This window comes from Corynebacterium halotolerans, from assembly GCF_050107895.1.
Classification (GTDB): Bacteria; Actinomycetota; Actinomycetes; order Mycobacteriales; family Mycobacteriaceae; genus Corynebacterium; species Corynebacterium halotolerans_B.
On sequence record NZ_JBNILW010000003.1, the window covers coordinates 82575 to 108506 of the forward strand.

Annotated in this window: 28 protein-coding genes; 14 read left to right on the forward strand and 14 right to left on the reverse strand. The window is 66.4% G+C overall.

The genetic code is table 11. The features are described 5' to 3' along the window. Nucleotides 1-9 precede the first annotated feature (9 nt). Nucleotides 10-240, reverse strand: coding sequence for a DUF2795 domain-containing protein (locus tag ACQCVD_RS04260; RefSeq protein WP_426822471.1), 231 nt, complete (start codon nt 238-240; stop codon nt 10-12). Between the two features lie 123 nt (nt 241-363). Here ACQCVD_RS04260 and ACQCVD_RS04265 point away from each other — a divergent pair, with 123 nt between their 5' ends. Further along, complete coding sequence (locus ACQCVD_RS04265) at nt 364-1332, forward strand: MsnO8 family LLM class oxidoreductase (protein WP_426822472.1); 969 nt, start codon at nt 364-366, stop codon at nt 1330-1332. Between the two features lie 84 nt (nt 1333-1416). On the opposite strand, the gene ACQCVD_RS04270 is transcribed toward ACQCVD_RS04265, so the two are convergent. The 3 genes from ACQCVD_RS04270 to ACQCVD_RS04280 all read right to left on the reverse strand — a co-directional run bounded on the left by ACQCVD_RS04270 (nt 1417) and on the right by ACQCVD_RS04280 (nt 3739). Next, on the reverse strand, nt 1417-2265 hold the full coding sequence (locus ACQCVD_RS04270; RefSeq protein ID WP_426822473.1) for an aspartate dehydrogenase domain-containing protein: 849 nt from the start codon (nt 2263-2265) through the stop codon (nt 1417-1419). Nucleotides 2266-2369: 104 nt separating this feature from the next. Continuing rightward, the gene (locus ACQCVD_RS04275) at nt 2370-3086 is read right to left on the reverse strand and encodes an SCO1664 family protein (protein ID WP_426822474.1); all 717 of its coding nucleotides are present in this window, start codon (nt 3084-3086) and stop codon (nt 2370-2372) included. Beyond that, a complete protein-coding gene (locus ACQCVD_RS04280) occupies nt 3083-3739 on the reverse strand; it encodes a histidine phosphatase family protein (protein WP_426822475.1) in 657 nt (218 codons plus the stop codon). Before ACQCVD_RS04280 ends, ACQCVD_RS04275 begins: the two co-directional genes overlap by 4 nt. Nucleotides 3740-3840: 101 nt before the next feature. On the opposite strand from ACQCVD_RS04280, the gene ACQCVD_RS04285 reads away from it, so the two are divergent. The 3 genes from ACQCVD_RS04285 to ACQCVD_RS04295 all read left to right on the forward strand — a co-directional run bounded on the left by ACQCVD_RS04285 (nt 3841) and on the right by ACQCVD_RS04295 (nt 8727). Next, the gene (locus ACQCVD_RS04285) at nt 3841-5229 is read left to right on the forward strand and encodes a sigma 54-interacting transcriptional regulator (protein WP_426822476.1); all 1389 of its coding nucleotides are present in this window, start codon (nt 3841-3843) and stop codon (nt 5227-5229) included. A 10-nt stretch (nt 5230-5239) separates the two neighbouring features. Next, nucleotides 5240-7228, forward strand: a complete 1989-nt coding sequence (locus ACQCVD_RS04290) for a hypothetical protein (RefSeq protein WP_426822477.1) — start codon at nt 5240-5242, stop codon at nt 7226-7228. A gap of 146 nt (nt 7229-7374) precedes the next feature. After that, nucleotides 7375-8727: a DUF4185 domain-containing protein gene (locus tag ACQCVD_RS04295; RefSeq protein ID WP_426822478.1), complete on the forward strand. Its 1353-nt coding sequence runs from the start codon at nt 7375-7377 to the stop codon at nt 8725-8727. 14 nt (nt 8728-8741) lie between these two features. Here ACQCVD_RS04295 and ACQCVD_RS04300 read toward each other — a convergent pair whose 3' ends face one another. Continuing rightward, nucleotides 8742-8876, reverse strand: coding sequence for a hypothetical protein (locus ACQCVD_RS04300; RefSeq protein ID WP_426822479.1), 135 nt, complete (start codon nt 8874-8876; stop codon nt 8742-8744). 221 nt (nt 8877-9097) lie between these two features. Between ACQCVD_RS04300 and arfB the strand changes: the two genes are divergently transcribed. The 3 genes from arfB to ACQCVD_RS04315 are packed head-to-tail and all read left to right on the forward strand — an operon-like array spanning nt 9098 to nt 10855. Next, nucleotides 9098-9538 (forward strand): alternative ribosome rescue aminoacyl-tRNA hydrolase ArfB, encoded by a 441-nt coding sequence (gene arfB / locus ACQCVD_RS04305; protein WP_426822480.1) that lies wholly within the window; start codon nt 9098-9100, stop codon nt 9536-9538. Nucleotides 9539-9588: 50 nt separating this feature from the next. Continuing rightward, complete coding sequence (locus tag ACQCVD_RS04310; RefSeq protein WP_426822482.1) at nt 9589-10353, forward strand: pyrimidine reductase family protein; 765 nt, start codon at nt 9589-9591, stop codon at nt 10351-10353. Then, on the forward strand, nt 10346-10855 hold the full coding sequence (locus tag ACQCVD_RS04315) for a flavin reductase family protein (protein ID WP_426822483.1): 510 nt from the start codon (nt 10346-10348) through the stop codon (nt 10853-10855). The genes ACQCVD_RS04310 and ACQCVD_RS04315 overlap by 8 nt, the downstream gene beginning before the upstream one ends. A 94-nt stretch (nt 10856-10949) precedes the next feature. On the opposite strand, the gene ACQCVD_RS04320 is transcribed toward ACQCVD_RS04315, so the two are convergent. The 6 genes from ACQCVD_RS04320 to ychF form a co-directional block, all read right to left on the reverse strand. Then, a complete protein-coding gene (locus ACQCVD_RS04320) occupies nt 10950-11495 on the reverse strand; it encodes a 2'-5' RNA ligase family protein (RefSeq protein ID WP_426822484.1) in 546 nt (181 codons plus the stop codon). 256 nt (nt 11496-11751) lie between these two features. Then, a complete protein-coding gene (locus ACQCVD_RS04325) occupies nt 11752-12192 on the reverse strand; it encodes a YtoQ family protein (protein WP_426822485.1) in 441 nt (146 codons plus the stop codon). Between the two features lie 444 nt (nt 12193-12636). Then, the gene (locus ACQCVD_RS04330) at nt 12637-13182 is read right to left on the reverse strand and encodes an AAA family ATPase (protein ID WP_426822486.1); all 546 of its coding nucleotides are present in this window, start codon (nt 13180-13182) and stop codon (nt 12637-12639) included. Continuing rightward, the gene (locus ACQCVD_RS04335) at nt 13179-13499 is read right to left on the reverse strand and encodes a HigA family addiction module antitoxin (protein WP_426822487.1); all 321 of its coding nucleotides are present in this window, start codon (nt 13497-13499) and stop codon (nt 13179-13181) included. The genes ACQCVD_RS04330 and ACQCVD_RS04335 overlap by 4 nt, the downstream gene beginning before the upstream one ends. Then, the gene (locus tag ACQCVD_RS04340) at nt 13474-13755 is read right to left on the reverse strand and encodes a type II toxin-antitoxin system RelE/ParE family toxin (protein ID WP_426822488.1); all 282 of its coding nucleotides are present in this window, start codon (nt 13753-13755) and stop codon (nt 13474-13476) included. The genes ACQCVD_RS04335 and ACQCVD_RS04340 overlap by 26 nt, the downstream gene beginning before the upstream one ends. A 33-nt stretch (nt 13756-13788) precedes the next feature. Beyond that, nucleotides 13789-14874 carry a redox-regulated ATPase YchF gene (ychF, locus tag ACQCVD_RS04345; protein WP_426822489.1) on the reverse strand — a complete coding sequence of 362 codons (1086 nt, stop codon included), beginning with the start codon at nt 14872-14874 and terminating at the stop codon, nt 13789-13791. Between the two features lie 60 nt (nt 14875-14934). Between ychF and ACQCVD_RS04350 the strand changes: the two genes are divergently transcribed. Together ACQCVD_RS04350 and ACQCVD_RS04355 are read left to right on the forward strand one after the other, a co-directional pair. Further along, complete coding sequence (locus ACQCVD_RS04350) at nt 14935-16500, forward strand: AI-2E family transporter (protein WP_426822490.1); 1566 nt, start codon at nt 14935-14937, stop codon at nt 16498-16500. 67 nt (nt 16501-16567) lie between these two features. Beyond that, entirely contained in the window at nt 16568-17239 is a 672-nt protein-coding gene (locus ACQCVD_RS04355) for a DUF6542 domain-containing protein (RefSeq protein ID WP_426822491.1), read from the forward strand. Here the strand turns inward: ACQCVD_RS04355 and ACQCVD_RS04360 are convergent. After that, nucleotides 17236-18204: a 4-hydroxy-3-methylbut-2-enyl diphosphate reductase gene (locus ACQCVD_RS04360; RefSeq protein ID WP_426822492.1), complete on the reverse strand. Its 969-nt coding sequence runs from the start codon at nt 18202-18204 to the stop codon at nt 17236-17238. The two genes, ACQCVD_RS04355 and ACQCVD_RS04360, sit on opposite strands and share 4 nt — an antisense overlap. 85 nt (nt 18205-18289) lie before the next feature. On the opposite strand from ACQCVD_RS04360, the gene xseA reads away from it, so the two are divergent. From xseA to ACQCVD_RS04375, 3 genes are read left to right on the forward strand one after another with little or no spacing between them, the layout of a single operon-like run. Further along, nucleotides 18290-19531 carry an exodeoxyribonuclease VII large subunit gene (gene xseA, locus ACQCVD_RS04365; protein ID WP_426822493.1) on the forward strand — a complete coding sequence of 414 codons (1242 nt, stop codon included), beginning with the start codon at nt 18290-18292 and terminating at the stop codon, nt 19529-19531. A 38-nt stretch (nt 19532-19569) separates the two neighbouring features. Beyond that, nucleotides 19570-19854 carry an exodeoxyribonuclease VII small subunit gene (locus ACQCVD_RS04370; RefSeq protein WP_426822494.1) on the forward strand — a complete coding sequence of 95 codons (285 nt, stop codon included), beginning with the start codon at nt 19570-19572 and terminating at the stop codon, nt 19852-19854. A 47-nt stretch (nt 19855-19901) separates the two neighbouring features. Beyond that, a complete protein-coding gene (locus ACQCVD_RS04375) occupies nt 19902-21302 on the forward strand; it encodes an L-lactate permease (RefSeq protein ID WP_426822495.1) in 1401 nt (466 codons plus the stop codon). On the opposite strand, the gene ACQCVD_RS04380 is transcribed toward ACQCVD_RS04375, so the two are convergent. After that, nucleotides 21303-21875 (reverse strand): DUF4245 domain-containing protein, encoded by a 573-nt coding sequence (locus ACQCVD_RS04380; RefSeq protein ID WP_426822496.1) that lies wholly within the window; start codon nt 21873-21875, stop codon nt 21303-21305. 225 nt (nt 21876-22100) lie between these two features. On the opposite strand from ACQCVD_RS04380, the gene glpX reads away from it, so the two are divergent. After that, nucleotides 22101-23114: a class II fructose-bisphosphatase gene (glpX, locus tag ACQCVD_RS04385; protein WP_426822497.1), complete on the forward strand. Its 1014-nt coding sequence runs from the start codon at nt 22101-22103 to the stop codon at nt 23112-23114. Nucleotides 23115-23295: 181 nt separating this feature from the next. Continuing rightward, a complete protein-coding gene (locus ACQCVD_RS04390; RefSeq protein ID WP_426822498.1) occupies nt 23296-24699 on the forward strand; it encodes a class II fumarate hydratase in 1404 nt (467 codons plus the stop codon). A gap of 63 nt (nt 24700-24762) precedes the next feature. On the opposite strand, the gene ACQCVD_RS04395 is transcribed toward ACQCVD_RS04390, so the two are convergent. Next, nucleotides 24763-25758, reverse strand: a complete 996-nt coding sequence (locus ACQCVD_RS04395) for a hypothetical protein (protein WP_426822499.1) — start codon at nt 25756-25758, stop codon at nt 24763-24765. Nucleotides 25759-25932: the final 174 nt, after the last annotated feature.

Genomic DNA, 25932 nt, shown 5'->3' on the forward strand with positions numbered 1-25932 from the left:
GGCACCGGGTCAGCGGAAGCGGCCACCCGGGGTGTCCTCGCCCTCCGGCTGCTGCGGGACGGCGGCGATCACCTCATCCTTGTTGGCATACTCGCGGTCCGGCAGAGCATCCAGGGCGTGGAGCGTCTTCGGGCTGTCGTGGACACGTTCGCGGGCGTACTGCAGCAGATCCTCCTTAGAGGTGGGGAATGCCGCGCCCTGCAGCGCCTTGTCGATGCGGATCTCATCACGTTCGGTCATGTTCTCAATCCTTTCCATCGGGGGTGTGTCCCACCCTGCATACCAGCTTCCGGAGCACGGGGTCATCCCCGGCGCCGCGGACGTAGGATGGGGATGATTTCTGTGCGTGCGACGAAAGGCCCCATGGCTCTGCGACTCAGCGTGCTGGACCACGCCACCATCGACCCCGGTGAGGATGCTGCGGCTGCCCTGATGCAGCTCGACCAACTGGCACAGCGGGCGGAGGAGCTCGGTTACGAGCACCTCTGGCTCTCCGAGCACCACGGGCAGGACTTCACCGCCTCCACGGCCCCGGAGATCCTGCTGGCACGGCTGGCCTCGACCACCTCGCGGATCGGGCTCGGCTCCGGCGGGGTGATGCTGCCGAACTACGCCGCCTACAAGGTCGCCGAGGTGTTCAACACCCTGGCGGTCATGGCACCAGACCGGGTTAATCTGGGGGTCGGGCGCGCCACCGGGGCCGACCTCGCGGTTACCGCGGCACTCAACGAGGAAAAGGAGCGCCCTCTCCCCTTCGACCGGAAATTCGCCGACCTGCTGGGTTTCCTGGGAGAAGATGCGGTACAGAATGATCCCCACCGTGGATTGCTGGCGCGGCCGGTACCGCCGACCGCGCCGACGCCGTGGATCTTAAGCTCCGGGACGTCGACGGCGCAGTTGGCGGGGCGTTCAGGGGTGGGATTCAACTTCGCCCACTTCATCAACCCCTCCGGAAAAGGTGCCCGGGCCGCGCAGGAGTACCGGATGGCGTTTCGGCCATCCCGGTTCCTTGCGGCGCCGAGCATGCTCGTCACCTCCGCCGTGAGCGTGGCGGACACGGAAGCCCGGGCCCGCGAGCTGGCGGAGGCCAGGCCCCGCTGGTTGTCCACCGCCGAGGTTCCGGTACGCCAGGGGCTGCGGGAGGAGGCCGCCCGGACACGGAACCGGGAGCGCATGCTGGTGGGCACCGGTAAGCAGGTCTACCGGCAGTTGCAGGAGCTGGCCCGGGCTCACGGGACGGACCAGGTGATGGTCAACACCAGTGCGCCCGGGGTGGCGAATCAGCTCCGGGCGCTCCAGCTGCTGGCGGAAGCACGGGACGGAACCCCGTAATTCCAGGCGCTCAGGTACGTGAGGAGCTGTCGAAGCCAAGTTGCCACGACTGCGCCCTTCCCCCGCTTGGACTGCTGATCTATCTCATCGCTTCAGAACTTGCCGCAGAGTATGCGCCACGGACAGCGCGGTCAGCCCCGAGGTCTTCGGGTTCTCCGGGCTGGGTGCGGACTCGAAACGCATCCGGAAGTCACCGGCGGCTCCGGTGGCGGTGATCTCATGGCAGCTCAGTTCGGCTTCCGGATCTGCCACCAGCTCCACCTCGACACGCTGCAGCGACTTCGCCAACAGTTGCTCATCGTCGGCCCCTCGTCCGCGGGTGGCCCAGGCGAGTGCCACTGCGACATTGACGTTGCCGGGAAACTTCTCGATGGCCGCTGCGGGGTCACCGGAGAACACCGTCAGCGGGGTGTCCGCCGCCCGCAGTGCCGCTGCCTCCGCCTCGGACATCCATGGCTGGACCAGGGCGCCCGCCAGCTTGCGGGTGCGGATGCGGACGCTGTCCAACCCGTCGGCCTCCGCGGTCGCGGCCAACAGGTCGAATCCGCCGATCGCCCCGGCGGTGACATGCAGTCGACCGGGCCCCGCCAGCAGCTGTCGCCGGGCGGTGGGCTCGGCCAGCGCACCGACCGAGCTGAGAACCAGGTCCCGGCCCGCGGCGATCACCACCGGCCCGCGTTTCCGGGCGGCGGATACGCCGGCGCACTCCACCACGATGTCCGCCCTTCGGACCAACTCTGCCCACGTGGCCTCATCGTCTGCGGCGTGGAGCTCGACGCCCAGGTCTCCACGCTCCCGGTGCTTGTCGACGTCGCGCACCGCGGCCTGCAACCGCACCTGCCCCGCGGTGTGTTCCGGTTCCAATAGCTGAGCCAGCTGGCGGCCGATGGCGCCGAAGCCGAGCAGAAGGACGGTCGGGGGCGGAGTACTCATGGATGGGCCTGCTTTCCGAACGAGAGGAACGAGGGTTTCAGGGTTTCTACGTGTCGAGCGTAATTCAGCAGCTGGCGTTTTAGTGTCGGAGCGGGGTCCTTCCCTCAAATCAGCGGCCAGGGATAGTGGTAGTGCGACCTGGGGTGCGGCAGGAAGGGCAGACGCACGATCCGGGAGGCGCGACGTCGCAACGCTTCCACCTCCTGCGGGTGAAGCAGCGCGGCGATGTTCGCCGGAACCTCGTCCATCAGGGGTTCGACTGCCGCCACGAGCTGCTCGTCGATCTCCTCCCCGGCGAAATCCCAGATGACGGTCCGGAGTTTGGGGTCGGTGTGGAAGCAGAGTCCGTGGTCGATGCCCCAGATGTGGCCCTCCGCGTCGAGCAGCACATGGCCGGATTTCCGGTCGGTGTTGTTGGCCAGCAGATCGAAGACGGCCATGCGGCGCAGCTGGCCGTGCAGGTCCGGGCGGGTCTCCAGCAGCGGGAAGTAGTGTTCCCCCTCATTTTCAATGAACCATTGCAGGGAACCGATGCCGAAGGGGGCGTCCTCGCGGCTCACGGTCGGCGGTACCAGGTGCCACCCGAGGTATTCGCTCAGGCGGAACGCGGCCTCTTCCCGGACGTGCAGTCCCGGCGGGAAGTCATAGAGTGGCTGCTCCCCCAGCGTCGGTTTGTAGACCGCCCAGGCGTATTCGTCTCCGGCGGTGGCCTCCAGCACGAAGCCGACATTGCTCGACTCCACGAGTTGGGCGACGACGCCCAGTTCCCCGTGCTCCAGCAGTTCGAGCTCCCGGGTGAAGGGTGGTACCGGGACTGTCACGACTGTGCCACTTCGCGGAGGTACCGCAGGGAGCCGGTGCGGGAGTTGGTCAGCACCATCCGGGAGGTGCCGTCGGGCGCGAACTCCGCCACGGAAATGGACGCGGTGTCGACGCTGATGCGCTGGAACGAGTCGAGCGGCGTGCCCGAGAGGTGCGCGATGGCGGTCTTGAGCGGATCAGCGTGGCTGAAGCAGGCGACCACCTCCCCCTTGTGCCGGGCGGCGAGGTCGCTCAGGGCCTGGACCATCCGGTCCTGCATCTCCGTGAAACTCTCCCCGCCGGGGAAGCGGAACTGGGAGGGATTCTTCTGCACGGTCTGCCATTCGGGAAGCTTGCTCAACTCGGCGAGTTTCGCGCCGGTCCATTCGCCGAAATCGCACTCGATGAGATCTTCCCGGATGACCGGGGAGAGACCGAACTGGCTGACCGTCGGCAGCGAGGTCTCCACGGCGCGGTCCATCGGGGAGGAATAGACGGCGGCGAGCGGCACCCCCTCGAGACGCTGCGCCACCTCGTGGGCCTGCTTCTCCCCCGCCCCACTCAGGTGCAGTCCCGGCGCACGGCCGGGCAGGACCTGTCCCGTGGTGGGGGTTGCCCCGTGGCGGACCAGGAGGATCAGGGTCGGGTGCTCGGTGCGATTGTCAGTGTCCATCGCCTGGAGCCTACCCACTCGCGGAGCGTATCGTCCCGGGTTCCGGGTCAGGGCACCGACGGCTCTCGACCGATCGGCTTTCCGGGGCTAGCCTTGAGACTGTGAATCTTCCGCCCAATGTTTCCACGATCGGTGAGCTGCGGGCCGCCGGTTACACCCACCGTCCCTTGCGGGCCGAGATCCGCGAGAACCTGCTGGCCATGCTGGCCGCGGGGGATGACCCATGGCCGGGCCTGCACGGTCTCCAGCACACCGTGATCCCCCAGGTAGAAAGAGCCCTGATCGCCGGACATGACATCGTCCTGCTCGGTGAGCGCGGGCAGGGCAAGACGCGGCTGCTGCGGGCTCTGACCGGGTTGCTGGACGAGTGGACGCCCGCCGTGAGCGGTTCCGATCTGCGTGAGCACCCCCTGGCGCCGATCACCGAGGCCACGCGGCGCCGCATCGAATCAGAAGGCGATGAGCTCCCGGTCACGTGGGTGCACCGGGAGGACCGCTACGCCGAGAAACTGGCCACCCCGGACACGTCGGTGGCCGACCTGATCGGCGACGTCGATCCGATGAAGGTGGCCGAAGGCCGCCGCCTGGGGGATCCGGAGACGATCCACTACGGGATGATTCCGCGCTCCAACCGTGGCATCGTGGCCATCAACGAGCTTCCCGACCTGGCCGAACGAATCCAGGTCGCCATGCTCAACGTCATGGAGGAACGCGACGTGCAGATCCGCGGCTACATGCTGCGTCTGCCACTCGACGTGCTCGTCGTCGCCTCGGCGAACCCCGAGGACTACACGAACCGCGGGCGGATCATCACCCCGCTCAAGGACCGGTTCGGCGCCGAGATCCGCACCCACTATCCGCTCGCCCTGGAGGACGAGATCGCGGTGATCGAGCAGGAGGCCAACCTGGTCGCCCATGTCCCGCCGCTCCTGCTGGAGATCCTCGCCCGCTACACCCGGGCCCTCCGGGAATCCTCGGCGGTCAACCAGCGCGCCGGTGTCTCCGCCCGTTTCGCCATCGCGGGGGCGGAAACCGTGGCGGCCGCCGCCCGGCACCGTGCCACGGTCCGTGGCGAGGAGCACGCCGTGGCCCGGCTCGTGGACCTGGAGGCCGCCGTTGACGTCCTCGGCGGCAAGGTCGAGTTCGAGTCCGGTGAGGAGGGCCGCGAGTGGGAGGTCCTGGAGTACCTGCTGCGCAGCTCTACTGCGGCGGCGGTACGCCAACACCTGCGCGGCACCGACTTCGCCCCGCTGATCGAGGCCCTCGACGGCACCACCACGGTCTCGACCGGCGAGCAGGTCACCGCGGCGGAGTTCCTTGCCGGCTTGCCAGATCTCGGGGACTCCGATCTCTACGACCAGGTCGCCGCGAAGCTCGGCGCCACCGACGAGGGCACCCGCGCCAGCGCGATTGAACTCGCTTTCGAGGCACTCTACCTCGCCCGGAAGATCGCGAAGGATTCCGGCGAGGGCGAGACCATCTACGGCTGAGGAGACCGACATGCCCACCAACCCCGGACGACGCCGCTCCCGCTACAGCCGCTACACCGGCGGCCCGGACCCCCTTGCCCCACCGGTGGATCTGACGGAGGCGCTCGACGCCATCGCCGAGGAGGTCATGGCCGGCTACTCCCCCGAGCAGGCGCTGCGCGAGTTCCTGCGCCGCGGGGCCCGCGGGCGGGAGGGCTACGATGACCTGGCCCGGCGCGTGGCCGAAAAGCGGCGGGAACTGCTGCAGCAGCACAACCTCGGCGGCACCCTGCAGGAGGTGAAGAAGCTGCTCGATGAGGCGGTGCTGGCGGAACGCAAGCAACTCGCCCGCGACGTGACCATGGAGGACACCGACCGGGACTTCCGCGAGATGCAGATGACCAACCTGCCGGCCTCCCCCGCTGCCGCCGTCACTGAGCTCGCCGAATATGACTGGCAGTCCACGGAGGCGCGGGAGAAGTTCGAGCAGATCAAGGATCTGTTCGGCCGCGAGCTGCTGGACCAGCAGTTCGCCGGCATGAAGCAGGCGCTTGAAGGAGCGACCGACGAGGACCGCGCGGCCGTCGGGGAGATGCTGGCTGACCTGAACTCCCTGCTGGACAAGCACCGCCGCGGTGAGGACACCCCGGAGGACTTCGCCGAGTTCATGGCCAAATACGGCCAGCACTTCCCGGAGAATCCGCAGAACATCGATGAGCTGATCGACACCCTGGCGCAGCGCTCCGCCGCCGCCCAGCGGATGCTGAACTCGATGAGCGAGGAGCAGCGCCGCGAACTCATGGAACTGTCCGCCCAGGCCTTCGGCTCCCCGGAACTGATGGAGCAACTGGACGCCCTCGCCGGAAATCTGCAGTCGATGCGTCCCGATCTCGACTGGTCCGGGTCCGAGGACTTCTCCGGCGAGCAAGGCCTGGGGCTCGGCGACGGTACGGGCGCGGTGCAGAGTCTCGCGGAACTCGATCAGCTCTCCGATCAGCTCAGCCAGGCCTACACCGACATCGATCTCGATGCCCTGAACCGCCAGCTCGGCGACGACGCCGCCGTGTCCGCGCAGGTGCTCGCGGAACTGGAGCGCGCCATGCGGGACAGCGGTCTGCTGCGCCGGAGCGTCGATGGTTCGTTGCGGCTGTCCCCGCAGGCGATGCGGCGCCTGGGAAAGACCCTGCTCGACGACGCCGCGCAGCATCTCTCCGCCCGCAGCGGCGCCCGCGACGCCCGCCTCGCCGGTGCTTCCGGAGAGCAGACGGGGGCCTCCCGCCCGTGGGAATTCGGTGACACCCAGTCCTGGGACGTGACCCGGACGGTGAGCAATGCGATCCAGCGGAGCGCCGCCGAGGGAATCTCTCCCTCCGGCGGTGTCCACATCGATATCCGCGACGTGGAGGTCGTGGAGACGGAGGCGCGCACCCAGTCCGCCGTCGCCCTGCTCGTGGACACGTCCTTCTCCATGGCCGCGGAGGGACGCTGGGTACCGATGAAACGCACGGCGCTCGCCCTCCACCACCTGGTCTCCACGCGATTCCGCGGGGATGAACTCGCGCTGATCACCTTCGGTCGGCACGCCCTGAACATGGACATCGACGAACTCACCGCCCTGCCGCCGGTCCATGAGCAGGGCACGAACCTCCACCATGGCCTGCTGCTCGCCGAGCGCTTCTTCGCCCGGCACCCGAGCATGGATCCGACGCTGCTGATCGTCACCGACGGTGAGCCGACCGCCCACCTCAATGAGAGCGGCGACGCCTGGTTCAACTGGCCGACTCATCCCGTCACCCTGGAACGCACGGTCACCCAGTTGGATCGGGTCACCCGGCGCGGGGCGCGCACCACCTTCTTCCGGCTGGGCGACGATCCCGGCCTGGAGTCCTTCCTCAATGAACTGGCGGATCGCGTCGGAGGCCGGGTCACCGCTCCGGATCTCGACGACCTGGGCGCCGCCGTGGTCGGTGAGTACCTGCGGTTCCGGGATGCCGGCTACGGGGAGGTGGACTGGGGATAGCGACCGTGTGCACAGGGCAAGCCCGGGGGCGGCGGAGATCTCTGAGAGAAACCTCAGCAACACCTGTGCTTAATTGCTAGAGTTTCTACTCGGTCAGCTGAGAAGCATAAATCTTCTCTTTCCCTCAGAGCCGAAAAGAACTCCCCGTGAAGAAGCCCTCCTTGATCGCTGCCCTGACCTTGAGCAGCGTGTTCACCGCAGCAGTCCTCGTTCCCACACTGGCCTCTGCCCAGTCCTCCCTCTCCTCGTCCTCACTGTCCTCGAGCTCCCTGCAACCCGGGAAGCCGGGGACGCCCAAGACCCGGGAGATCTCCGACGGGCTGGTGGTGAACCTCATCGGTGACATCCTCGGCCCCGGAATCTCCGATCACGTGGGGGTGATGACCGGTGACCTGGGCACGATGACCAGCATCGGTGAAGGTGAGGAGTTCGCCATCATCTTCGGCGATTCCTGGCGCGGCGCCAACTTCGGGCAGGGCGAATGGATGAGCCCGGTCGGGGTGGTCGCCGAGCTGGATGCCGAGGGCCGGATCGTGATCAAGCGACCGCTGAATGAGGGGGACCACGTGGAGCAACTGGTGGAGTACTCCCACCACGACGGCCTGACGCTGATTCCCTCCGACATCATCAACCTCGACGGCACCCTCTACATGCAGGGCATGTGGAACAAGGGCATCGGCAACGTCCGGAGCACGCAGATCTGGCGCTCCACCGACCAGGGTCAGACGTGGCAGAGCGTGAGCCGGAACTCCGCCAACTACCTCGGCGGCAAGGGTCAGTTGATCACCTGGGAGCAGGGGCCGGACGGGTACGTCTACATGATGTCCACGTCCTTCCAACGCAAGAACGACGTCTACCTCGCGCGTTTCCTGCCCGAGGACATCGGCGACCACACCTCCTGGGAGCACTACCAACTGAACCAGGACGGCACCGGCACCTGGGGGAACACCGCCACCCCGATCCTGGGCGAGCAGGTCAGCGCCGGCGAGATGTCCCTGCGCTACATCGACGGCCACTGGGTGTTGGCGATGTTCAACGCCGAAACCTGGGCGATCGAGGTCCGTGTGTCCGAGGAGATCCAGCGGGACTGGAACGAGATCGAACCCGCCAGCGTGGTGGTCGCCGGAGCCGGCGGCTGGGGTGCCGAGCAGGACGCCGGCAACTTCACGCAGCTCTACGGCGGCTACATCGTCCCCGGGTCCACCCTGGACAACCTGGACATCGTGGTCTCCCAGTGGAACACGAACAACAACAGCCGCTACATGTCCACCCAGTTCAATGTCAAGGGTCTGGACACCTTCTTCGGCATCGAGTCCGACGCCCCGGCCGCCCGGACGATGATGGCGCCGCAGCCCGAGCGGATCGGGAACCAGTCGGTGATCCAGGTCGAGGAGACCCCGGTGGACCCGACGGCGGCAGATCAGCTGCAGCTGGAGGGGCTCATGGAGGAGGCCACAGACCTGAGCATCGTGCCGCTGGAGGATGGTGCAAGGTTCTAGGTTTTTCGGTGGTCTCAGCCCAGCCAGTCCTGCCACTGCTGGTCTGAGATCTCGGGCCAACCCCACCACCAGGAGAAAGCGTCATACACGTTGGTGGCGATCATGACGCGGTTCATGAGAAACATATCTACTGCGGTTAAAAGATCCATAGGGTCTTAGAGTACCTGCAGCGCTAGGAGCTCTAAGGGTGCGGTTCGAGAGCCTGAGCCACCGGAAGTCGGGGCTTCAGAGAATGGGACCGCATCTCTGTTTTCGGGAGCGCACCCTTGATATGGGCCGTAGGACCCGACGGCGTCGATAAGCACCGGGTGACATGGCGGGCTCACCCAATAGCTTCGTCCTTGTGATCCACCTGTGGGACACTGGTGACGTGAACGGCGTGCATGTATCCCCCGGCCCCGGCGCCCCACAGGGCCTGTTCATTCCGGCCAGCGAATTGCAGGAGCAGTTCTCCCACGCCTCCGGCCCCGGCGGTCAAGGAGTCAACACCACTGATTCCCGGGTTCAGCTCAGCCTCGACCTCGCGACAACGACAGCGTTGAACGAACGGCAGCGGAATCGGGCCCTGGCCAACCTCAGTTCCAGACTCGCCGGCACAGTCCTCACCATCACCGCCTCCGAGCATCGCTCGCAGCAGCGGAACCGACGCGCGGCGCGCCAGCGTCTCAGCGCACTGCTGCGCGAGGCCGTGATTCCACCCGTGGTCCGGCGGCCCACCAAACCCACCCGGGGATCGCAGCGGCGTCGACTGGAAGGAAAACGCGCCCGGGCCGAGATCAAACGGGGACGAAAGCGGCCGTCAGAGTGGTAACTACCGGGCGCAGCGCTCGCCAGCGGCTGGAAGTTCCGTAGCATTGGGCCATGCGTATCCTCCAGCCTGGTGTAGAGGTCCCCGATCCACTCGCCCCCTATCTGGAAGTCGACCGGTCTCGGCCCCGGCATGAGTGCTGGGTGACCGGACACATGGTCGCCGGCATCGACGGCACGGCCGCGATCGACGGTCGAGTGGGTTCCCTGTCCACTCGGCCGGACCAGAAACTCTTCCGCAGTATGCGACAGATCGCCGACATCGTGCTGGTCGGCGCTGAAACGGTACGTCGCGAAGGCTACGGTCCCGTGAAGCTGTCCGACTCGGCGCAGGCTCAGCGGCGGCAGCTCGGAAAACCATCACTCCCACCGGTTGCCGTGGTCAGCCGAAGCCTGAACCTCGACTGGACGGCGCGCATCTTCACCGGTGCCCCCGATGACGCCCCGACCCACGTGATCACCTGCTCGGCCGCGGATCCGGAACGCCTGGCAGAAGCACAGCGGCACGCGCCGGTCATCGTGGCCGGGGACGAACGCGTCGAGCCGGAGAAGGCGCTGAGAGCGTTGGCGGAGGCCGGCCACCAGGTAGTGCTCTGCGAGGGCGGGCCCACCCTGCTCGGTGAGCTCGTGGCGGTGAACCGTCTCGATGAACTGCTCCTGTCGATCTCCCCATTAATGGGCGGAGATCCACTTCCGGTGGCCGTGACTCCCCCGGGCACCGGGATCAGCCGGTTCGACCTGCAGGGGGTCATGGCCGAGGACAACACCCTCTTCCTCCGCTACGAATCAGCGGGACCGGAGAGGCAGCGGGATGAGTGACACCGCCTTCAACAAGCTGATGTCCGCCGCCAACCCGGCGATGATCGTGGTCACCACCGTCGCGGACAATGAGAAGGCCGGGTGCCTGGTGGGCTTCCACTCCCAATCGAGCATCTCCGCCGGGCACTATTGTCTCTGGTTGTCCAAGGCCAACCACACCTATCGCGTCGCCCTCGAGGCCACGCACTTCGGCGTGCATTTCCTCACCACCGATGACCTCGGGATGGCGGAGCACTTCGGCACGCTCACCGGGGAGAACACGGACAAATTCGCCGGGGTAGACGTGAGCATCGACGACACCGGCGTCCCACTGCTCGGGGACTGCCCGAACCGCATGCTGCTGGAACGGATCGCCCTGCTTGACGACGGCGGCGACCACGTCTGTGTCACCGCCCGAGTGCTGTGGGCCCGCGCCGAGGACCCGTTCACTCCGTTGCGGACCGCCGACGCCGCCCACCTCTCCCCTGGCCACGCCAGTGAGGAGCGAGCGGTTGAGCCGTGAGATTCAGCGGTCACCAGCCGACGGGGAACCTTCGGCGTGATCCCCGAACCCTGAAACCAATAGGTGTCAGAGCAACCTGGTCCCCAAGAGTCAGCTAGAGGTATGCGTCTGGTTCAAAGTCGGCCGCATCAGCCCGTTCTGCCTCAGCCAGGACCGTGAGCTCCTGAATTCTTGGCTTCCAGAGCGCTGCCCTGACAGCCGAGAGTTCCTTGAGGTGCGGAGAAGTCACCTCGTCCAACGCCCGAATGTAGTCGGGGACAATCTCCCTGGGCAACCTCAGTCCCATTGTCAGGTGGGGCGTCCAGCGGGGGCCACGTCCATCAGGATTGAGCGCACTGATTTCGCGGGCGGCAACCTCCAGCTCGTCGGAGGTTTCGAGTAGCCAAGCGACAGTCTGTTTCCGTTTCGTTCCGAAGACGACGGTTCCCACCCGCTTAAAACGGGCAGGAATCACCGGCGGGAGCAGTTCGGCGGCGCGCTGAACGACGCCGACCGCCATGGTTGGTGCAAACGTGACGGTGATGTGCGGTGTCTGCTTCTGGACAGGAAATCCCCGCTCCTCGAGACATGCGAACACCTCGCGAACCTGCTGTTCCTCATCTTCGGAGAGGTGCAACAGAATGTTGTCGGGTGACGTCATCGTCTGGGACTCCTCCTGCTGAGCCTGGCGTGTTACTTCGGGACGTAATGCGTCCGCGGCAATAACGCTAGACGTGGAACTTAATCTCCCACGGGGGTGCTTCCGTCATCACGAATAGACATCCTGCCAGCACCTCATTGGGCTATTTCTCTGCTCTGCCACACGTATCAACGCTGAAAACCACGGCGGATTCATCTGTTCGAGCAATTGGAGTTGTTCGTTGACCACCGCGGCCAGTTCTGCGGCGGTCACCAGCTCATGCCTTGAGCACGTAACGCAGGGTCTCCACCACTTGGCCGGTGGTCGTGCACCAGGCTTGTGCCCCGGCGTCGACCTCCTTGAGCGGGTGAACAAGATCGGCCTCGTGGAGCGTCACGTAGGGCTTGCCCAGCGCGGCGCAGTAGCCTGCGTCGAAGGCGGCGTTCCACTGCTTGTACTTCTCCCCGAAGCGCACCACCACCAGATCGCTCTGCTCGATCAGGGTGCGCGTGCGAATGGCATTGACCTTGGCAGACTGGTGATCACGCCAGAACGGGTCAGCGTTTTCCCCCAGATGGTCGCCGGCGGCATCGCTCGCGGCGTGGTCAGTCACCGGCGCGGTAAAGACCACGTCCAGCCCGGCGGCCTCGGCACCGCGCTGGATCTCGTCACGCCAATCGGTGTGGATCTCGCCGGAAAGATAGACATTGAAACTCATGGCTGGAAGCTCCTGTATCTGGTGTAAACACATCTGATCTCTTGTTCACCACCCTATAGCTCAGTGAAGGAAGCCCGCGTCCGGGAGCTTTGCGACCTACGGGCACGCCCATCCGTCGAGGAACCAGACACAGTCGCTGCCCTGGGAGCTGATGCACGGGATTGACAGTTGGTTGACGGTAGCAGCAGGCTGAACTTGACCCGGCACCTGGCGACGTCAACGCGTTTGGCCAGGTTTGCGGGCCCCGAACGTACGTCTTATCCAAGACCTCACGATCCGTCACGGAAGAACTTGGCGGCAACGGGAAGCAGGTCGGATCGATAGAGCTGGAACCGGAATGAGTTACACGTTGGACTTGAACTCCACCGAGTTCCGGCACAGAGCAACCTCTGATGGACCTCGGCTCGACCGCACCATGTCGGGGACCGGCATCACGAGTGTCAGTCATGAACCGATGTCGAGCGTCTCGCTCCACCCCGCGTCCGCGAGGACCTGCTGCAGAGCGTCAGCGGCGCTCACCGTGGCATCGAATACTGACTCATCCAGGGCGGCGACCCGGTCTGCACTGCGGTACCAGGACGCGACATCGGCCTCCGACACCTCCGCGGCCAATGCCTTCGTTCGATGCCGTTCGAGCGTCTCGTCGAGGTCGAGTTCATAGCAGTAGCAGCGAGTCAGACCAGCATGATCTTCTCGCAGCTGAGCGAGCATCTCACCATAGCTCTCGGAATGAAGGATGCCCTCGATGACGACGTCGAGACCGTTGTCGAGCGCGAACCGCGCCGACAGATCGATATACGGCACGCTCAACGCACCCGGATGGTCGCGAACATGGAGGATCTCTCGCCGAAGCACGTCATGGCCGATGATCGCCACGCCGCGCGGTCGCGCAGCTCGGATCGCCTGCGCCAAATGCGACTTCCCGCTGCCCGAGTTCCCGCGAATGATGATCAGACGAGAGCTCTCGGAGCCGGTCTCCCCAGACGTCATGCGACCTTCAGCGGCGTGATCGCAGCGACTTTGTCGCGCAGCGCTCGACGCTCGAGCCGCAGTTCATAGTTCGACTGCAGGTTCATCCAGAACTCCTCGGACGTCCCGAAGTACCGCGCCAGCCGGATCGCCGTGTCCGCCGTGACGCCCCGCTTGCCGTGGACGATCTCGTTGATCCGACGCGGCGGCACGCCGATCGACACCGCGAGCTTGTTCTGCGTGATCTCGAAACCCTCGATGAAGTCCTCCATCAGGATCTCTCCCGGATGGATCGGCTCGATCAGGTCAGCCTCAGTGATAGTCGACGAGTTCGACATCTTCCACACCTCCATCTCTCCAGACGAAGCAGGTCCGCCATTGGGCATTCACGCGGATGCTGTGCTGACCGCGACGGTCTCCAGCCCACTTCTCCAACCGGTTCCCTGGTGGGATCCGCAGGTCGTCGACATCTTTTGCCGCATGAATCAACTCGAGCTTGCGCAGCGTCGCCCGCTGCACGGTTCGATCAACACCCTTGACGTACTGCTCGTGCCAGATTCGCTCGGTGTCCTTGCTCCCGAACGATCTGATCACAGAACAAGTGTATAACGCAATCCGTCAATAACGCTATACGTTAAACCGGAACTCGACCACGTCACCATCAGCCATGACGTAGTCTTTGCCCTCTTGGCGGACCTGCCCCTTGGCTTTGGCCTCATTCATGGAGCCAGCGGCGTCGAGATCCTCGAAGGAGACGATCTCCGCCTTGATGAAGCCGCGCTCGAAGTCGGTGTGGATGACGCCGGCCGCCTGCGGGGCAGTCGCACCCTGCGGAATGGTCCAGGCGCGGGACTCCTTCGGACCGGCGGTCAGGTAGGTCTGCAGGCCGAGCGTGGCGAAGCCCGCCTTGGCCAGGGAGTGCAGGCCCGGCTCATCCTGGCCGACAGAGGCCAGCAGCTCGGCGGCCTCCTCATCGTCGAGCTCCAGCAGCTCGGTCTCGGTCTGGGCATCCAGGAACACGCAGTCGGCGGGTGCCACCAGATCGCGCAGCTCCTGCTTCTTCGCGTCGTCGGTGAGCACCTCCTCATCGGAGTTGAACACGTAGAGGAATGGCTTGGCGGTCATCAGATGCAGTTCGCGCACCAGCGCCAAGTCGATCTCGCCGTTCTTGGCGGCGGAGAACAGGGTGCGGCCATCCTCCAGGATCTCCTTGGCCTTCTTGGTCGCCTCGACGACCTCACCCAGGGACTTGTCCTTCTTGGCGTCCTTCTCCAGGCGCGGCAGAGCCTTCTCCACGGTCTGCAGGTCCGCGAGGATCAGCTCGAGGTTGATCACGGAGATGTCGGTGCTCGGGTCGACCTTGCCCTCGACGTGGATGACGTTGTCGTCGGAGAAGGCGCGCACCACCTGGCAGATGGCGTCGGCGTCGCGGATGTTCGCGAGGAAGGCGTTGCCCATCCCCTCCCCCTCTGAGGCACCCTTGACGATGCCGGCGATGTCCACGAACGACACGGTCGCCGGCAGGATCTTCTCCGAGCTGAAGATCTCCGCCAGGCGGGTCAGGCGGGCGTCGGGAAGTTCGACGAGGCCGACGTTCGGCTCGATGGTCGCGAAGGGGTAGTTCGCGGCCAGCACGTCATTGCGGGTCAGGGCATTGAACAGGGTTGACTTGCCCACGTTGGGCAGACCGACGATTCCAAGAGTAAGGCTCACGGCACCTGATCCTAGCAACCCCGAATCGATAAGTGGACGGCGGTGTGTGCCGTAGCCACGATGTCCGGGGCTTCAGGCAATATAGAGGTTGTGACTGAAAAGCGAGAGCAAGCGGCCGGCGACGTCACCGGCGCCGAGGACGTCGAGAGCACGGTCGTCGCCGACGCGGCCGAGGACCCCACCAACGCGCGCTCGGTGCCCCCGGGCGACCTCGACGAGACGGGCCAGTTCTCCGAGCTGGACTCGGAGATGACCGGTGGTTATGAGGACCAGGTGGACCGTTCCCGGGTCTTCGATGAGGGGCTCCGGGTGTTGGCCGCCTGGTGCATCCGCATCCTGATCATCGCGGTGGTCGGCTATGCCGCATGGTTCCTGCTCAAGCAGTTCTGGGCGGGGCTGCTGCCGGTCATCCTCGCGTTGCTGATCTCCACGGTGCTCGTCCCGCCCACCGCCTGGATGCGGCGGCACCGCGTGCCCAGTGCCCTGGCGGCGCTGATCTCCATGCTCGGTGCGCTGGCCGTCGTGGCCGGTCTGTTCGTACTGATCGCCCCGGACGTGGCACGACAGTCCCAGACGCTGTACTACCAGGCCTATGACGGCATCCAGCACCTCCGGCTCTGGCTGCAGGGGCCACCCCTCAACCTGGATTCCCGGGACCTGGATGATGTGGTCAACCAGGCCGCCAGCTGGCTGCAGGACCAGGCCGGCGCCATCGCCGGCGGCATCTTCAGCGGTTTCAGCGTGGCCACGTCGATGCTGGTCACCATCGGTATCATGCTGGTGCTCACGTTCTTCTTCCTCAAGGACGGGTACCGCTTCCTGCCCTGGCTGCGCCGGGCCTCGGGGCGTCGGGCCGGCCGCCACGGCACGGAGCTGCTGACCCGTGGCTGGAACACCCTGGGCGGCTTCATCCGCGCCCAGGCCATGGTCTCCTTCGTGGACGCCATCTTCATCGGCATCGGGCTGACACTCATCGGTGTGCCCATGGCGCTCGCCCTGGCCGTGATCACCTTCGTCGCGGGATTCATCCCCTATATCGGTGCCATCACCGCAGGCGCTCTGGCCGTTCTGGTCGCCCTGGTTTCCCTCGGCTTCACCGAAGCCATCCTGACCCTGATCCTGATCCTGGCGGTGCAGCAGCTGGAGGGCAACATCCTCTCCCCCATCCTGCAGTCACGCGCCATGGACCTGCACCCGGTGGTCATTCTGGTGTCCGTCACGGTCGGCGGCGGCCTCTTCGGGATCATCGGCGCCTTCCTGGCGGTCCCCGTCGCCGCCATGATCGCGGTGGTCTTCCGTTACGTCCAGGACATGGCGATGCTGCGCTCCGGCGAGAAGAAGACCAGCGACATCAATTTCGCCACCAACGCCGGCATCTGGACCGGACGGTACACGGAGGAAGCCGGAAAACGGATGCGCGCCAAGCGGCTGGATCCGCCCGTGGTGGTGCCCGATGAACGCGTGGAACGTCACCCGGAGTCCGAGGATGAGGCCAGCAGCCTGCTGCAGCGCATCAATGACGCCACCGGGACGTTGGGCCGGCTGTTCACCCGTGACGCGCACCGTGGCGCCACAAAGCCCGAGCCGCCGACGGAGACCGACGCGGACACGGCCACTCCGAAGTAGGCGCGGCTCCCCACTCACCGGGCGGGGACTCGTATAACCAGTTACCCACCAGCTAGACTGTTTTTCCGTGTCACACCAGTCGCCGCAGACCAGAACGTCCCGCCCCGGAACCACCGCAGCGCGCTCGTCCTCGGGAGGGTTCCAGGGCATACCCACCTGGTCCGGTCCGGCGATCGTGTTCGCGGCCCTGGTGACCGGCTGTCTGCTCAGTCTCGGCGCCGGCTCTCTCGGTCCGGCCTATCTGACCTGCTTCGCCGTGGCCGGTGTCCTGGTGGCCCTCATCGTCGAGGGCCGGGGGCTGTTTCTCACCGTCGCCAGCCTTCCCCTGTTGTTCGGGGTGATCACGCCGTTCTCTTCCTGGGTGATCAACCGGCTCGCCTCCACCTCGTCACAGGGGTTTTCCACCACCTCGGTCATCACCGCGGTCTTCCCCCTGGCGGAGTTCTTCCCCGTGCTCATCAGCATCACGCTGGGGGCGGCCGTCATTGCGCTGTTGCGGCTGTGGCTGCTGAACCGCCGCAACCGGGTGGTCGCCTCCCGCGCGCGGGAGGCACGGCGTCGTGATCAGGAGGCGGAACGCCGTAACCAGATCACCGCCACGCGCGCCCGGGCACAGAGCGCAAAGACCCGGGCACGCCGTTCCGAACGAACGGGTGACCGGGTCACGGTGGAGGAGCTGATCCGGCGCAACCAGCGCCGGCCGGACCGCTCCGTCACCGATGATCTCTACCGCGACTAGAGCGCCTGCTTGACGGTGCGGGCGGGGCGCAGTTCCCGCGGCAGCGCGAAGGTGATCTTCTCGCTGGCCGTGGTGACTTCATCCACGGCGGTGAAGCCGCGTTCCGCGAGGAATTCGAGCACGTCTCGCACCAAGATCTCCGGTACGGAGGCGCCGGAGGACAGCCCGATGGTCTCCACGCCGTCGAGCCAGGATTCCTCGATCTGGGTGGCGAAGTCCACCAGGTAGGAGGCCTTGGCGCCGTACTGCAGGGCAACCTCGACCATCCGCTTGGAGTTCGAGGAGTTCTGGGAACCGACCACGAGGAACAGATCCGACTCCGGTGCGATGGCCTTGACGGCCACCTGACGGTTCTGGGTGGCGTAGCAGATGTCATCGGACGGCGGATCCTGCAGGTGCGGGAACCGCTCCTTGAGCTTCACCACGATCTGCATCGTCTCATCCACGGAGAGCGTGGTCTGGGACAGCCAGACCAGCTTCTCGTCCGCCAGGTAGTCCGGCAGCTGGTCCACGCCCTCCAGGCCGTCCACCAGGTGGGTCACCTCAGGAGCCTCGCCGGAGGTGCCCTCGACCTCCTCGTGCCCCTCGTGGCCGACCAGCAGGATGTGGTAGCCGTCCCGGTCGAAGCGCTTGGCCTCATTGTGGACCTTGGTCACCAGCGGGCAGGTCGCGTCCAGGGTCTGCAGGTTCAGGGACTTGGCCTGATCCCGCACCGCCGGTGAAATGCCGTGGGCGGAGAACACCAGGTGCGCTCCCTCCGGGACCTCGTCGGCCTCCTCCACGAAGATGGCCCCGCGCTCGCGCAGCGAATCCACCACAAACCGGTTGTGGACGATTTCCTTACGGACATAGACGGGCGCCCCGTAGTTTTCCAGGGCCTTCTCGACAGTTTCGACCGCACGGTCGACTCCTGCGCAATAGCCCCGCGGGGCAGCCAGGAGGACCTTCTTCTCAGTAGAGCTCATACCGCCAGGGTATCCAAGGAATCACCAAATGCCTAGAATGGGCGAGGTACATCTCCCACAGCGATCTCTATAAGGTGGCACACCATTGTCGAACGCCCCGAGCGCCCCGGATTCCCCGTGGCCGGTCCGCGAGGTCAATTCGAAGGTCAAGGGGTGGATCGAACGTCTCGGCCACCTCTGGGTGGAGGGCCAGCTGACCCAGGTCAACATGAAGCCGAACTGGAAGCTGAGCTACCTCACGCTGCGTGACACCGAGGCCGAGGCCAGCGTCCAGATCACCTGTCCGACCAACCTGGTCCGCAACTCCCCCACCCCGCTGCGCGACGGCGACCGGGTCGTCGTCTACGGCAAGCCCGCCTTCTACGCCGGCCGTGGCTCCTTCTCCCTCTGGGTCACCCAGATCCGCCCGGTGGGCATCGGGGAACTGCTGGCGCGGGTGGAAATGCTGCGCAAGTCCCTCGCCGGCGAGGGCCTGTTCGACCCGGCGCGCAAAAAGCGGCTGCCCTACCTGCCACAGTGCGTCGGACTCATCACCGGCCGCGGTTCGGCCGCTGAGCGGGACGTCCTCTCCGTGGCCCGCGACCGCTGGCCGGAGGTGCAGTTCAAGGTCATCAACACGGCGGTACAGGGAGCCACCGCCGTCCCGCAGATCCTCGACGCGCTGCGGCAGCTTGACGACGACCCGGGGGTCGACGTCATCATCATCGCCCGCGGCGGCGGTTCGGTCGAGGACCTCCTGCCGTTTTCCGAGGAGGCCCTGCAGCGCGCCGTCGCTGCGGCCCGGACCCCGGTGGTCTCCGCCATCGGGCACGAGCCGGACACCCCGATCCTGGACAATGTGGCCGATCTGCGGGCTGCCACCCCCACCGACGCCGCCAAACGGGTGGTCCCCGATGTCCTGGAGGAACGTGCCCTGATCGCCGAGGCCCGGGCGCGGGCCGCCGCCGCTCTGCGTGGCTGGGTCCAACGCGAGCGGCAGGGGCTGGCGTCCATACGCTCCCGTCCCGTGATGGCCGACCCGACGACTCCGCTGCGCCGGCGCCGTGAGGAAGTCCGGCAGGCCGTCGGCATGATCCGCCGGGACGTGACCCATCTGCTGCAGCAGGAGCAGTCGCAGGTGGCCTCCCTGCGTGCCCAGGTCGCCGCCCTCGGCCCCTCGGCCACCCTGGCGCGCGGCTACGCCGTGGTGCAGGTGGTGCCGCGGGACGGTTCGGACCCTGAGGTGGTCACCACCATTTCCCAGACTCCGCCGGGCAGTCAACTGCGTATCCGCGTTGCGGACGGTTCGATCACCGCCGCCGGCATGTCCGCCACCCCCGCCGATTAATCCCTAAGTTTTCCCCACCTCTGGAAGCGAGAAAATTCTTGACCACTCCGCAGAACTCCGATGCCTTCGGTACCGGGCAGACCAGCGACGCCGCCTTCCCCCCGGTCGAGCAGCTCAACTACGAGCAGGCCCGGGACGAACTGATAGAGATCGTGAAGATCCTGGAACTGGGCCAGATGGGACTGGATGAATCGCTGAAGTACTGGGAGCGGGGTGAAGCGCTGGCCAAGCGCTGTGAAGAGCACCTGGCCAATGCCTCCCGGCGGGTGGAGGAGGCCCTGAACCGCAGCGGGGACGGTGACGCCGAGTCTTCTGCCGGGTAACGGCGTCCCCTCCCCCATGAGGAGTGCCACCGGATAGCATCGCCGCCGTGAGTGTTGTTCTCGCGGGACTCCCGCTGTTGGTGGTGATCGCCGCCCTGATCGCCCGGCAATCGACGGGCCGCTCCGCCGTGTTCGGTCTGGTGGCGGCCGTGCTCGTCGCCGCCTCCACCTTCGGTTTCGGATGGGCGGACGCGGCCGACACGTTGCGCGGGTGGTCGGTGCTGGTGATCGAGGTCGTGCTGATCGTCGGCGGCGGTATCGCCTTCGCGGAGGCCGGAAGACGCAACGGGGATCAGGCGGTAATCTCCGGCTGGCTGCGGGGGCGACTGGGCAGCGGTCTGGCGCCCGCGCTGGCCGTGGTGCACGGGGTCACTCCCCTGGCGGAATCGTTGACCGGTTTCGGTGTGGGCGTGGCCATCTCCGTCCCCCTGCTGGTCGCCCTCGGGTTCCGTGGACATCGGGCGCCGGTCATCGGATTGCTGGGACTGTGTGCCGTGCCCTGGGGTGCGATGGGCCCGGGCACCCTGATCGCCGCGGAGCTGGCTCAGGTCGGCTTCACCGAGTTCGGCGTCATGTCCGCGCTGCTCAGCCTGCCGGTGTTCATCGGGGCAGGCGTCACCGCGGCGCTGGTCGCGGGCGGGGACGGCCGCAGGCTGCGGGCCGTGGTCCTGGCGACGGCGTCGGGGCTGGTGCTCTGGGGCAGCATCTGGGCCGCGAACATCCTGTTCGGTACCGCCCCGGCCGGCGCGGTGGGCGCCGCCGTGACTCTGCTGGTGCACCTGCTGGTCCACCGGCTCCGGGGTGTGAAGCTGGCGATGACCGCCCGGGAGCTGCGCGCCCTCCTGCCGTACGGGGTGCTCCTGGGCGGGGTGCTGACGACGTCGGTCCTCGTCCGGCTCGCCGACGCCGGAGACACCGCGTGGCGCCACCTCAGCTCACCGGCCCTGTGGCTGGCGGTCGCGGTGCTGGTCACCCTGCACGCTCACCTCGGTCAGCTGCGTCCGACCCTGCGCCATGCCGGGGCCACCTGGTGGCACGTGGGGCCGGCGACGGGCCTGTTCATCTTCCTGGGGGCCGTCATGGCGGTGTCCGGGATGTCCGACCAGCTGGCGGACGCCCTGGCCGGACTGGGCGAGGGTTATCTCTTCCTGGTCCCGTTCATCGGGGGCGCCGGCGGTTTCATCACCGCCTCCAACAGTGGCGCCAACGCGATGTTCGCGGGACCGCAGGCACAGGCGGCGGCCACTCTGGGAGCTTCGGTTCTGCCGGTGGCCGCCAGTCAGAACGTCTCCGCATCGTTGCTGACCATGGCCACGCCCTCGCGGGTGGAACTCGCCCGGCGGCTGTGCCCGGATGAGCCGGAGATGACACCGGTGCTCCGCCCCGTGCTGGGGTTCACCCTGGTGTTGCTCCCCGTGCTCTCGGTGTTCACCGTGCTCGTGGCGTGATTACTCGCCGGCCGGCAGCGGCTCCGCGGTGATGACCGCCTCCAGCAGGGTAGTGAACTCCTCTTCGGTACCGGCACCGCTCAGCAGGGCCCGGCTCTCACCCAGATCGACCACCCACAGATCCCGCACATCGCTTTCCTCGGAGGTATGGATCTGGACCTCCTCGCCCGCGATGTTAATCGTCCGGTCGAGCTGGCGGGGGTCCTCGTCGATGCCGCGCACGGCGTCGTCAAGCGTCTCCCCGGTCTGCGTCAGCTGCAGGAACCCGCCGTCGGCGGTCACCCAGCCGATCACGACGGCCGGGGTGGCGTCGACGCTGCTGCGGCGGGCGGAGTTGGTGATCCACCCGTCCGGGGAATCCGGCAGGCGGACCGGAAAGGCCATCACCCGGGCCTCCATGGCCGCGAAGGTCTCTGCATCGACCTCCTGCACCGGCCCCTGCTCGGGGGCCCCGGGGTTCCAGCTGCACAAGCCGGTCGGGATCACGACGGCGAGCGTCACGATGACGACCAGGCCGATGGACAGCACCATGTCCCGGCCGCCCTGGAGGATTCTAGGTTTCTCATCAGCCACGTTGCCCAGTATGTCATGGGACCTCTTTGCCAGGTAATTCACCTCTCGGCAGGTGAGCTGCGCGAGGGACACCCCTCTTTCGGGTGGACAATCATCCGAAAACCCACCCGGTTAGTGGAACAATGGGACAAATGTGGGAACTATCCGGTTCACCCCGCAAGGTTCACCGGGAAACCGTTCCCACAGCGCCAGCGAACTAGATCCCCCTCAGGAGGCCCTACCCCTATGAACACAGAACCCCGCGAGAGCCTGGACCGCAACCTCGCCATGGAACTGGTCCGAGTCACCGAGGCGGCGGCCCTGGCCTCCGGCCGGTGGGTGGGACGCGGCATGAAGAACGAGGGTGACGGCGCCGCGGTGGATGCGATGCGCAAGCTCATCAACTCCGTGAACATGCGCGGCGTAGTGGTCATCGGCGAAGGCGAGAAGGACGAGGCCCCGATGCTGTTCAACGGGGAAGGCGTGGGCACCGGCGAAGGCGCCGAGGTCGACATCGCCGTGGACCCCGTCGACGGCACCACCCTGATGGCCGAGGGCCGCCCCAACGCCATCTCCGTGATCGCCGCCGCCGAACGGGGCTCCATGTACGACCCCTCCGCCGTCTACTACATGAAGAAGCTGGCCGTGGGCCCGGACGCCGCCGGTAAGGTCGACATCGCGGCACCTGTGGACCACAACATCAAGGCCGTGGCCAAGACCAAGGGGGTGTCTCCCTCCGACGTCACCGTCGTGGTGCTCGACCGCCCGCGCCACAAGGACCTGATCGCCGACATCCGCCGCGCCGGCGCCAAGGTGCGCCTGATCTCGGACGGCGACGTCGCCGGTGCGATCGCCACCGCGCAGGACTCCAACTCCATCGACATCATGCTGGGCACCGGCGGCACCCCGGAAGGCATTATCACCGCCTGCGCCATGAAGGCCATGGGCGGTGAGATCCAGGGCATCCTGGCCCCGCAGGACGACGCCGAGGCCCGCAAGGCCATGGACGCCGGCCACGAACTCAACCGTGTGCTGTTCACCAATGACCTGGTCAACTCCGACAACTGCTACTTCGCGGCCACCGGCGTGACCAACGGTGACATGCTCCGCGGCGTGAGCTACCGCGCCAACGGCGCCACCACACGTTCGCTGGTCATGCGGTCGAAGTCCGGCACCGTGCGCTACATCGAGTCCGTGCACAAGCTGGCCAAGCTGCAGGAGTACTCCGTGGTGGACTACTCCACCAAGCCGACGATCTAGCTCTCCCGGGATACCCGGAGAGCCCGGCGTGCGGTGGGTGACCGTGACCTCCTGCCCACCGCGCCCCCGGACTGGGCCATAATTGGGGCTGGGCCCGCGCCCTGCAACACCGTCGGGCCGGACAATGGTTTCTTCCGCTGTCGCTACTTAAACACTTCATTTCAACACAAAGGTGGTTTTCATGACCGAGCAGGAATTCCGCATCGAACACGACACCATGGGCGAGGTCAAGGTTCCCGCCCAGGCTCTGTGGCAGGCCCAGACCCAGCGCGCCGTGGACAACTTCCCCATCTCCGGCCGCCCGCTGGAGTCCGCCCAGATCCGCGCCATGGGCCTGCTGAAGGCGGCCTGTGCCACCGTCAACCAGGAGCGTGGCCTGCTGACCGAGGAGCAGGGCACGGCGATCGTCTCCGCCGCGAAGGAGATCGCGGAGGGCAAGCACGACGCCGAGTTCCCGATCGACGTGTTCCAGACCGGCTCCGGCACCTCCTCGAACATGAACACCAACGAGGTCATCGCCTCCATCGCCAAGAACAACGGCGTGGAGATCCACCCGAATGACCACGTGAACATGGGGCAGTCCTCCAACGACACCTTCCCCACGGCCACCCACGTGGCCACCACCGAGGCCGCCGTGAAGGTGCTGCTGCCGGCGCTGGAGCAGCTGCAGACCTCGCTGGCGAACAAGTCCGCCGAGTGGAAGTCGGTGGTCAAGTCCGGCCGCACCCACCTCATGGACGCGGTCCCGGTGACCCTGGGCCAGGAGTTCGGCGGCTACGCCCGCCAGATTGAGCTGGGCATCGAGCGCGTCAAGTCCGCCCTGCCGCGCGTCGGCGAGCTGCCGATCGGCGGCACCGCCACCGGCACCGGCCTGAACACCCCGGCCGACTTCGGTGCCAAGGTCACCGAGGAACTGAAGAAGCTGACCGGCCTGGAGCAGTTGAGCGAGGCCGAGAACCACTTCGAGGCCCAGGCCAACCGCGACGCCCTGGTGGAGATCTCCGGCGCGCTGCGCACCATCGCCGTGTCCTTCTACAAGATCGCCAACGACATCCGCCTGATGGGCTCCGGCCCGCTGACTGGGCTCGGCGAGCTGCGCCTGCCGGACCTGCAGCCGGGTTCCTCCATCATGCCGGGCAAGGTCAACCCGGTCCTGTGTGAGACCGCCACCCAGGTCTCCGCCCAGGTCATCGGCAACGACGCCGCCGTCGCCTTCGGTGGTTCCCAGGGCCAGTTCGAGCTCAACGTCTTCATCCCGATGATGGCGCGCAACGTGCTCGAGTCCATCACCCTGCTGGCCAACACCTCGCGGGTATTCGCCGAGCGGCTGGTGGACGGCCTGGAGGCCAACGAAGAGCACATGAAGGTGCAGGCCGAGTCCTCCCCGTCCATCGTGACCCCGCTGAACTCCGCCATCGGCTACGAAGCCGCCGCCAAGGTGGCCAAGACCGCCCTGGCCGAGGGCAAGACCATCCGCCAGACGGTCATCGACCTCGGCTTCGTCGACGGTGAGAACCTCACCGAGGAAGAGCTGGACAAGCGTCTGGACGTTCTGGCGATGGCCAACACCGACCGCGACAAGTAGGCCACCCGGTCACTTCGGCGCCGCCCCGGCACTTCTGCGGGGGCGGCGTTCCGTGTCTCCGGACTAGGGGTTCTCCAGCCCGAGCTGGTGCACCAGGTGGGCGTCGGGGATGATCTTCAGCTCCTTGACGGAATGATCCACCTCGGAGATGGTGCTCCTTCCCCCGGCGTAACTGAGATACACCGACGAAGAGATCGGATGACTGCGCTCCATGGCGAAGCGGGCGGCCACCATGGCCACGCTCTGCAGTCCCTGGAGCAGATCATTGCCGGTGGTGACCTCACGGGCCAGCATCAGGTGCCGGTTCGGCATGGCGAAGAGGATCCCGTTGCTCTGGTCCATTTCGGGTACCCATTCCGCCAGCACCTCCTCCAGCAGCAGCGGCGCGCTGCCGAGGTAGAAACTGTCCGACTCAAAGGACCAGAAGTGTCCACCGGGCATCTGCGCACTACCCTCGTGGTAGACGATCTGGATGTCCGCCGTCTGCAATTCACTGCGCAGGTTGGCGGTGGCGGCACGGCGGAGGCTCGGTACATCGTCGAATTTCTCGGCTTTAGACAACGCGACGGTCTGGATGGCGTTCTCGGTGTCGAGCACGAGGGCGACGGCGACGTTCTCCGCGAAGGGGTCGATGGTGGCGCCGTCGATGATTCCGCGCTCATCCTCGCTCAGTCCCCACGTAGGCGTCAGTTTGAGGCGGAGACCTGCATAGATCTCCGGAACCCGCATGTTCTCCGTCCCCTCATCGGACATGATCATCCGGACGAAGGCCTCCGCGTGGGAGGCGATGGCGTTGGGATCCTCGTTGCCCGCGAGCAGGCGCACGAGGTGGTCGAATCCGACCCGGACCCGTCCCCGCCCCGGATGGGTGATCTCCCCCTGCCGGCCATCAAAGTGGATCGCGGCACCGTATTCCGCGAACTGGTGCCGCAACTGTCTGCGCAGCTCCAGCCCGCGCTCATTATCGAGCCCGGGGAAGATCTCCACCTCGCGTTTCCGCCCGGCCCGGGTGAGAGGGGTGGGCTTGCGTGAACGTCGACGCAATCGCCTGAAGAACATCTCGGTCCCCTTAAGTTCCTGCTCGCCGCCTCCCGAATCAGCGGAGGCTTCACCTGCGACGTTAGCAGCCGGAGAGATACCGGTGACAGCCCTCCGGTGACGCGCGCACCAGAGAGCCAGGTCATAGCACCTCTCCCGGACGCTCTATTGCACTCAATGCAAGTTTGCATGTAG

Bases quoted from the DNA above. Each gene is read 5' to 3' on its own strand.
- ACQCVD_RS04260 (WP_426822471.1), bottom strand. From the start codon at position 240: ATGACCGAACGTGATGAGATCCGCATCGACAAGGCGCTGCAGGGCGCG.
- ACQCVD_RS04265 (WP_426822472.1), top strand. From the start codon at position 364: ATGGCTCTGCGACTCAGCGTGCTGGACCACGCCACCATCGACCCCGGT.
- ACQCVD_RS04270 (WP_426822473.1), bottom strand. From the start codon at position 2,265: ATGAGTACTCCGCCCCCGACCGTCCTTCTGCTCGGCTTCGGCGCCATC.
- ACQCVD_RS04280 (WP_426822475.1), bottom strand. From the start codon at position 3,739: ATGGACACTGACAATCGCACCGAGCACCCGACCCTGATCCTCCTGGTC.
- ACQCVD_RS04290 (WP_426822477.1), top strand. From the start codon at position 5,240: ATGCCCACCAACCCCGGACGACGCCGCTCCCGCTACAGCCGCTACACC.
- ACQCVD_RS04300 (WP_426822479.1), bottom strand. From the start codon at position 8,876: ATGGATCTTTTAACCGCAGTAGATATGTTTCTCATGAACCGCGTCATG.
- ACQCVD_RS04310 (WP_426822482.1), top strand. From the start codon at position 9,589: ATGCGTATCCTCCAGCCTGGTGTAGAGGTCCCCGATCCACTCGCCCCC.
- ACQCVD_RS04315 (WP_426822483.1), top strand. From the start codon at position 10,346: ATGAGTGACACCGCCTTCAACAAGCTGATGTCCGCCGCCAACCCGGCG.
- ACQCVD_RS04320 (WP_426822484.1), bottom strand. From the start codon at position 11,495: ATGACGTCACCCGACAACATTCTGTTGCACCTCTCCGAAGATGAGGAA.
- ACQCVD_RS04325 (WP_426822485.1), bottom strand. From the start codon at position 12,192: ATGAGTTTCAATGTCTATCTTTCCGGCGAGATCCACACCGATTGGCGT.
- ACQCVD_RS04330 (WP_426822486.1), bottom strand. From the start codon at position 13,182: ATGACGTCTGGGGAGACCGGCTCCGAGAGCTCTCGTCTGATCATCATT.
- ACQCVD_RS04335 (WP_426822487.1), bottom strand. From the start codon at position 13,499: ATGTCGAACTCGTCGACTATCACTGAGGCTGACCTGATCGAGCCGATC.
- ACQCVD_RS04350 (WP_426822490.1), top strand. From the start codon at position 14,935: ATGTCCGGGGCTTCAGGCAATATAGAGGTTGTGACTGAAAAGCGAGAG.
- ACQCVD_RS04360 (WP_426822492.1), bottom strand. From the start codon at position 18,204: ATGAGCTCTACTGAGAAGAAGGTCCTCCTGGCTGCCCCGCGGGGCTAT.
- glpX (WP_426822497.1), top strand. From the start codon at position 22,101: ATGAACACAGAACCCCGCGAGAGCCTGGACCGCAACCTCGCCATGGAA.
- ACQCVD_RS04390 (WP_426822498.1), top strand. From the start codon at position 23,296: ATGACCGAGCAGGAATTCCGCATCGAACACGACACCATGGGCGAGGTC.
- ACQCVD_RS04395 (WP_426822499.1), bottom strand. From the start codon at position 25,758: ATGTTCTTCAGGCGATTGCGTCGACGTTCACGCAAGCCCACCCCTCTC.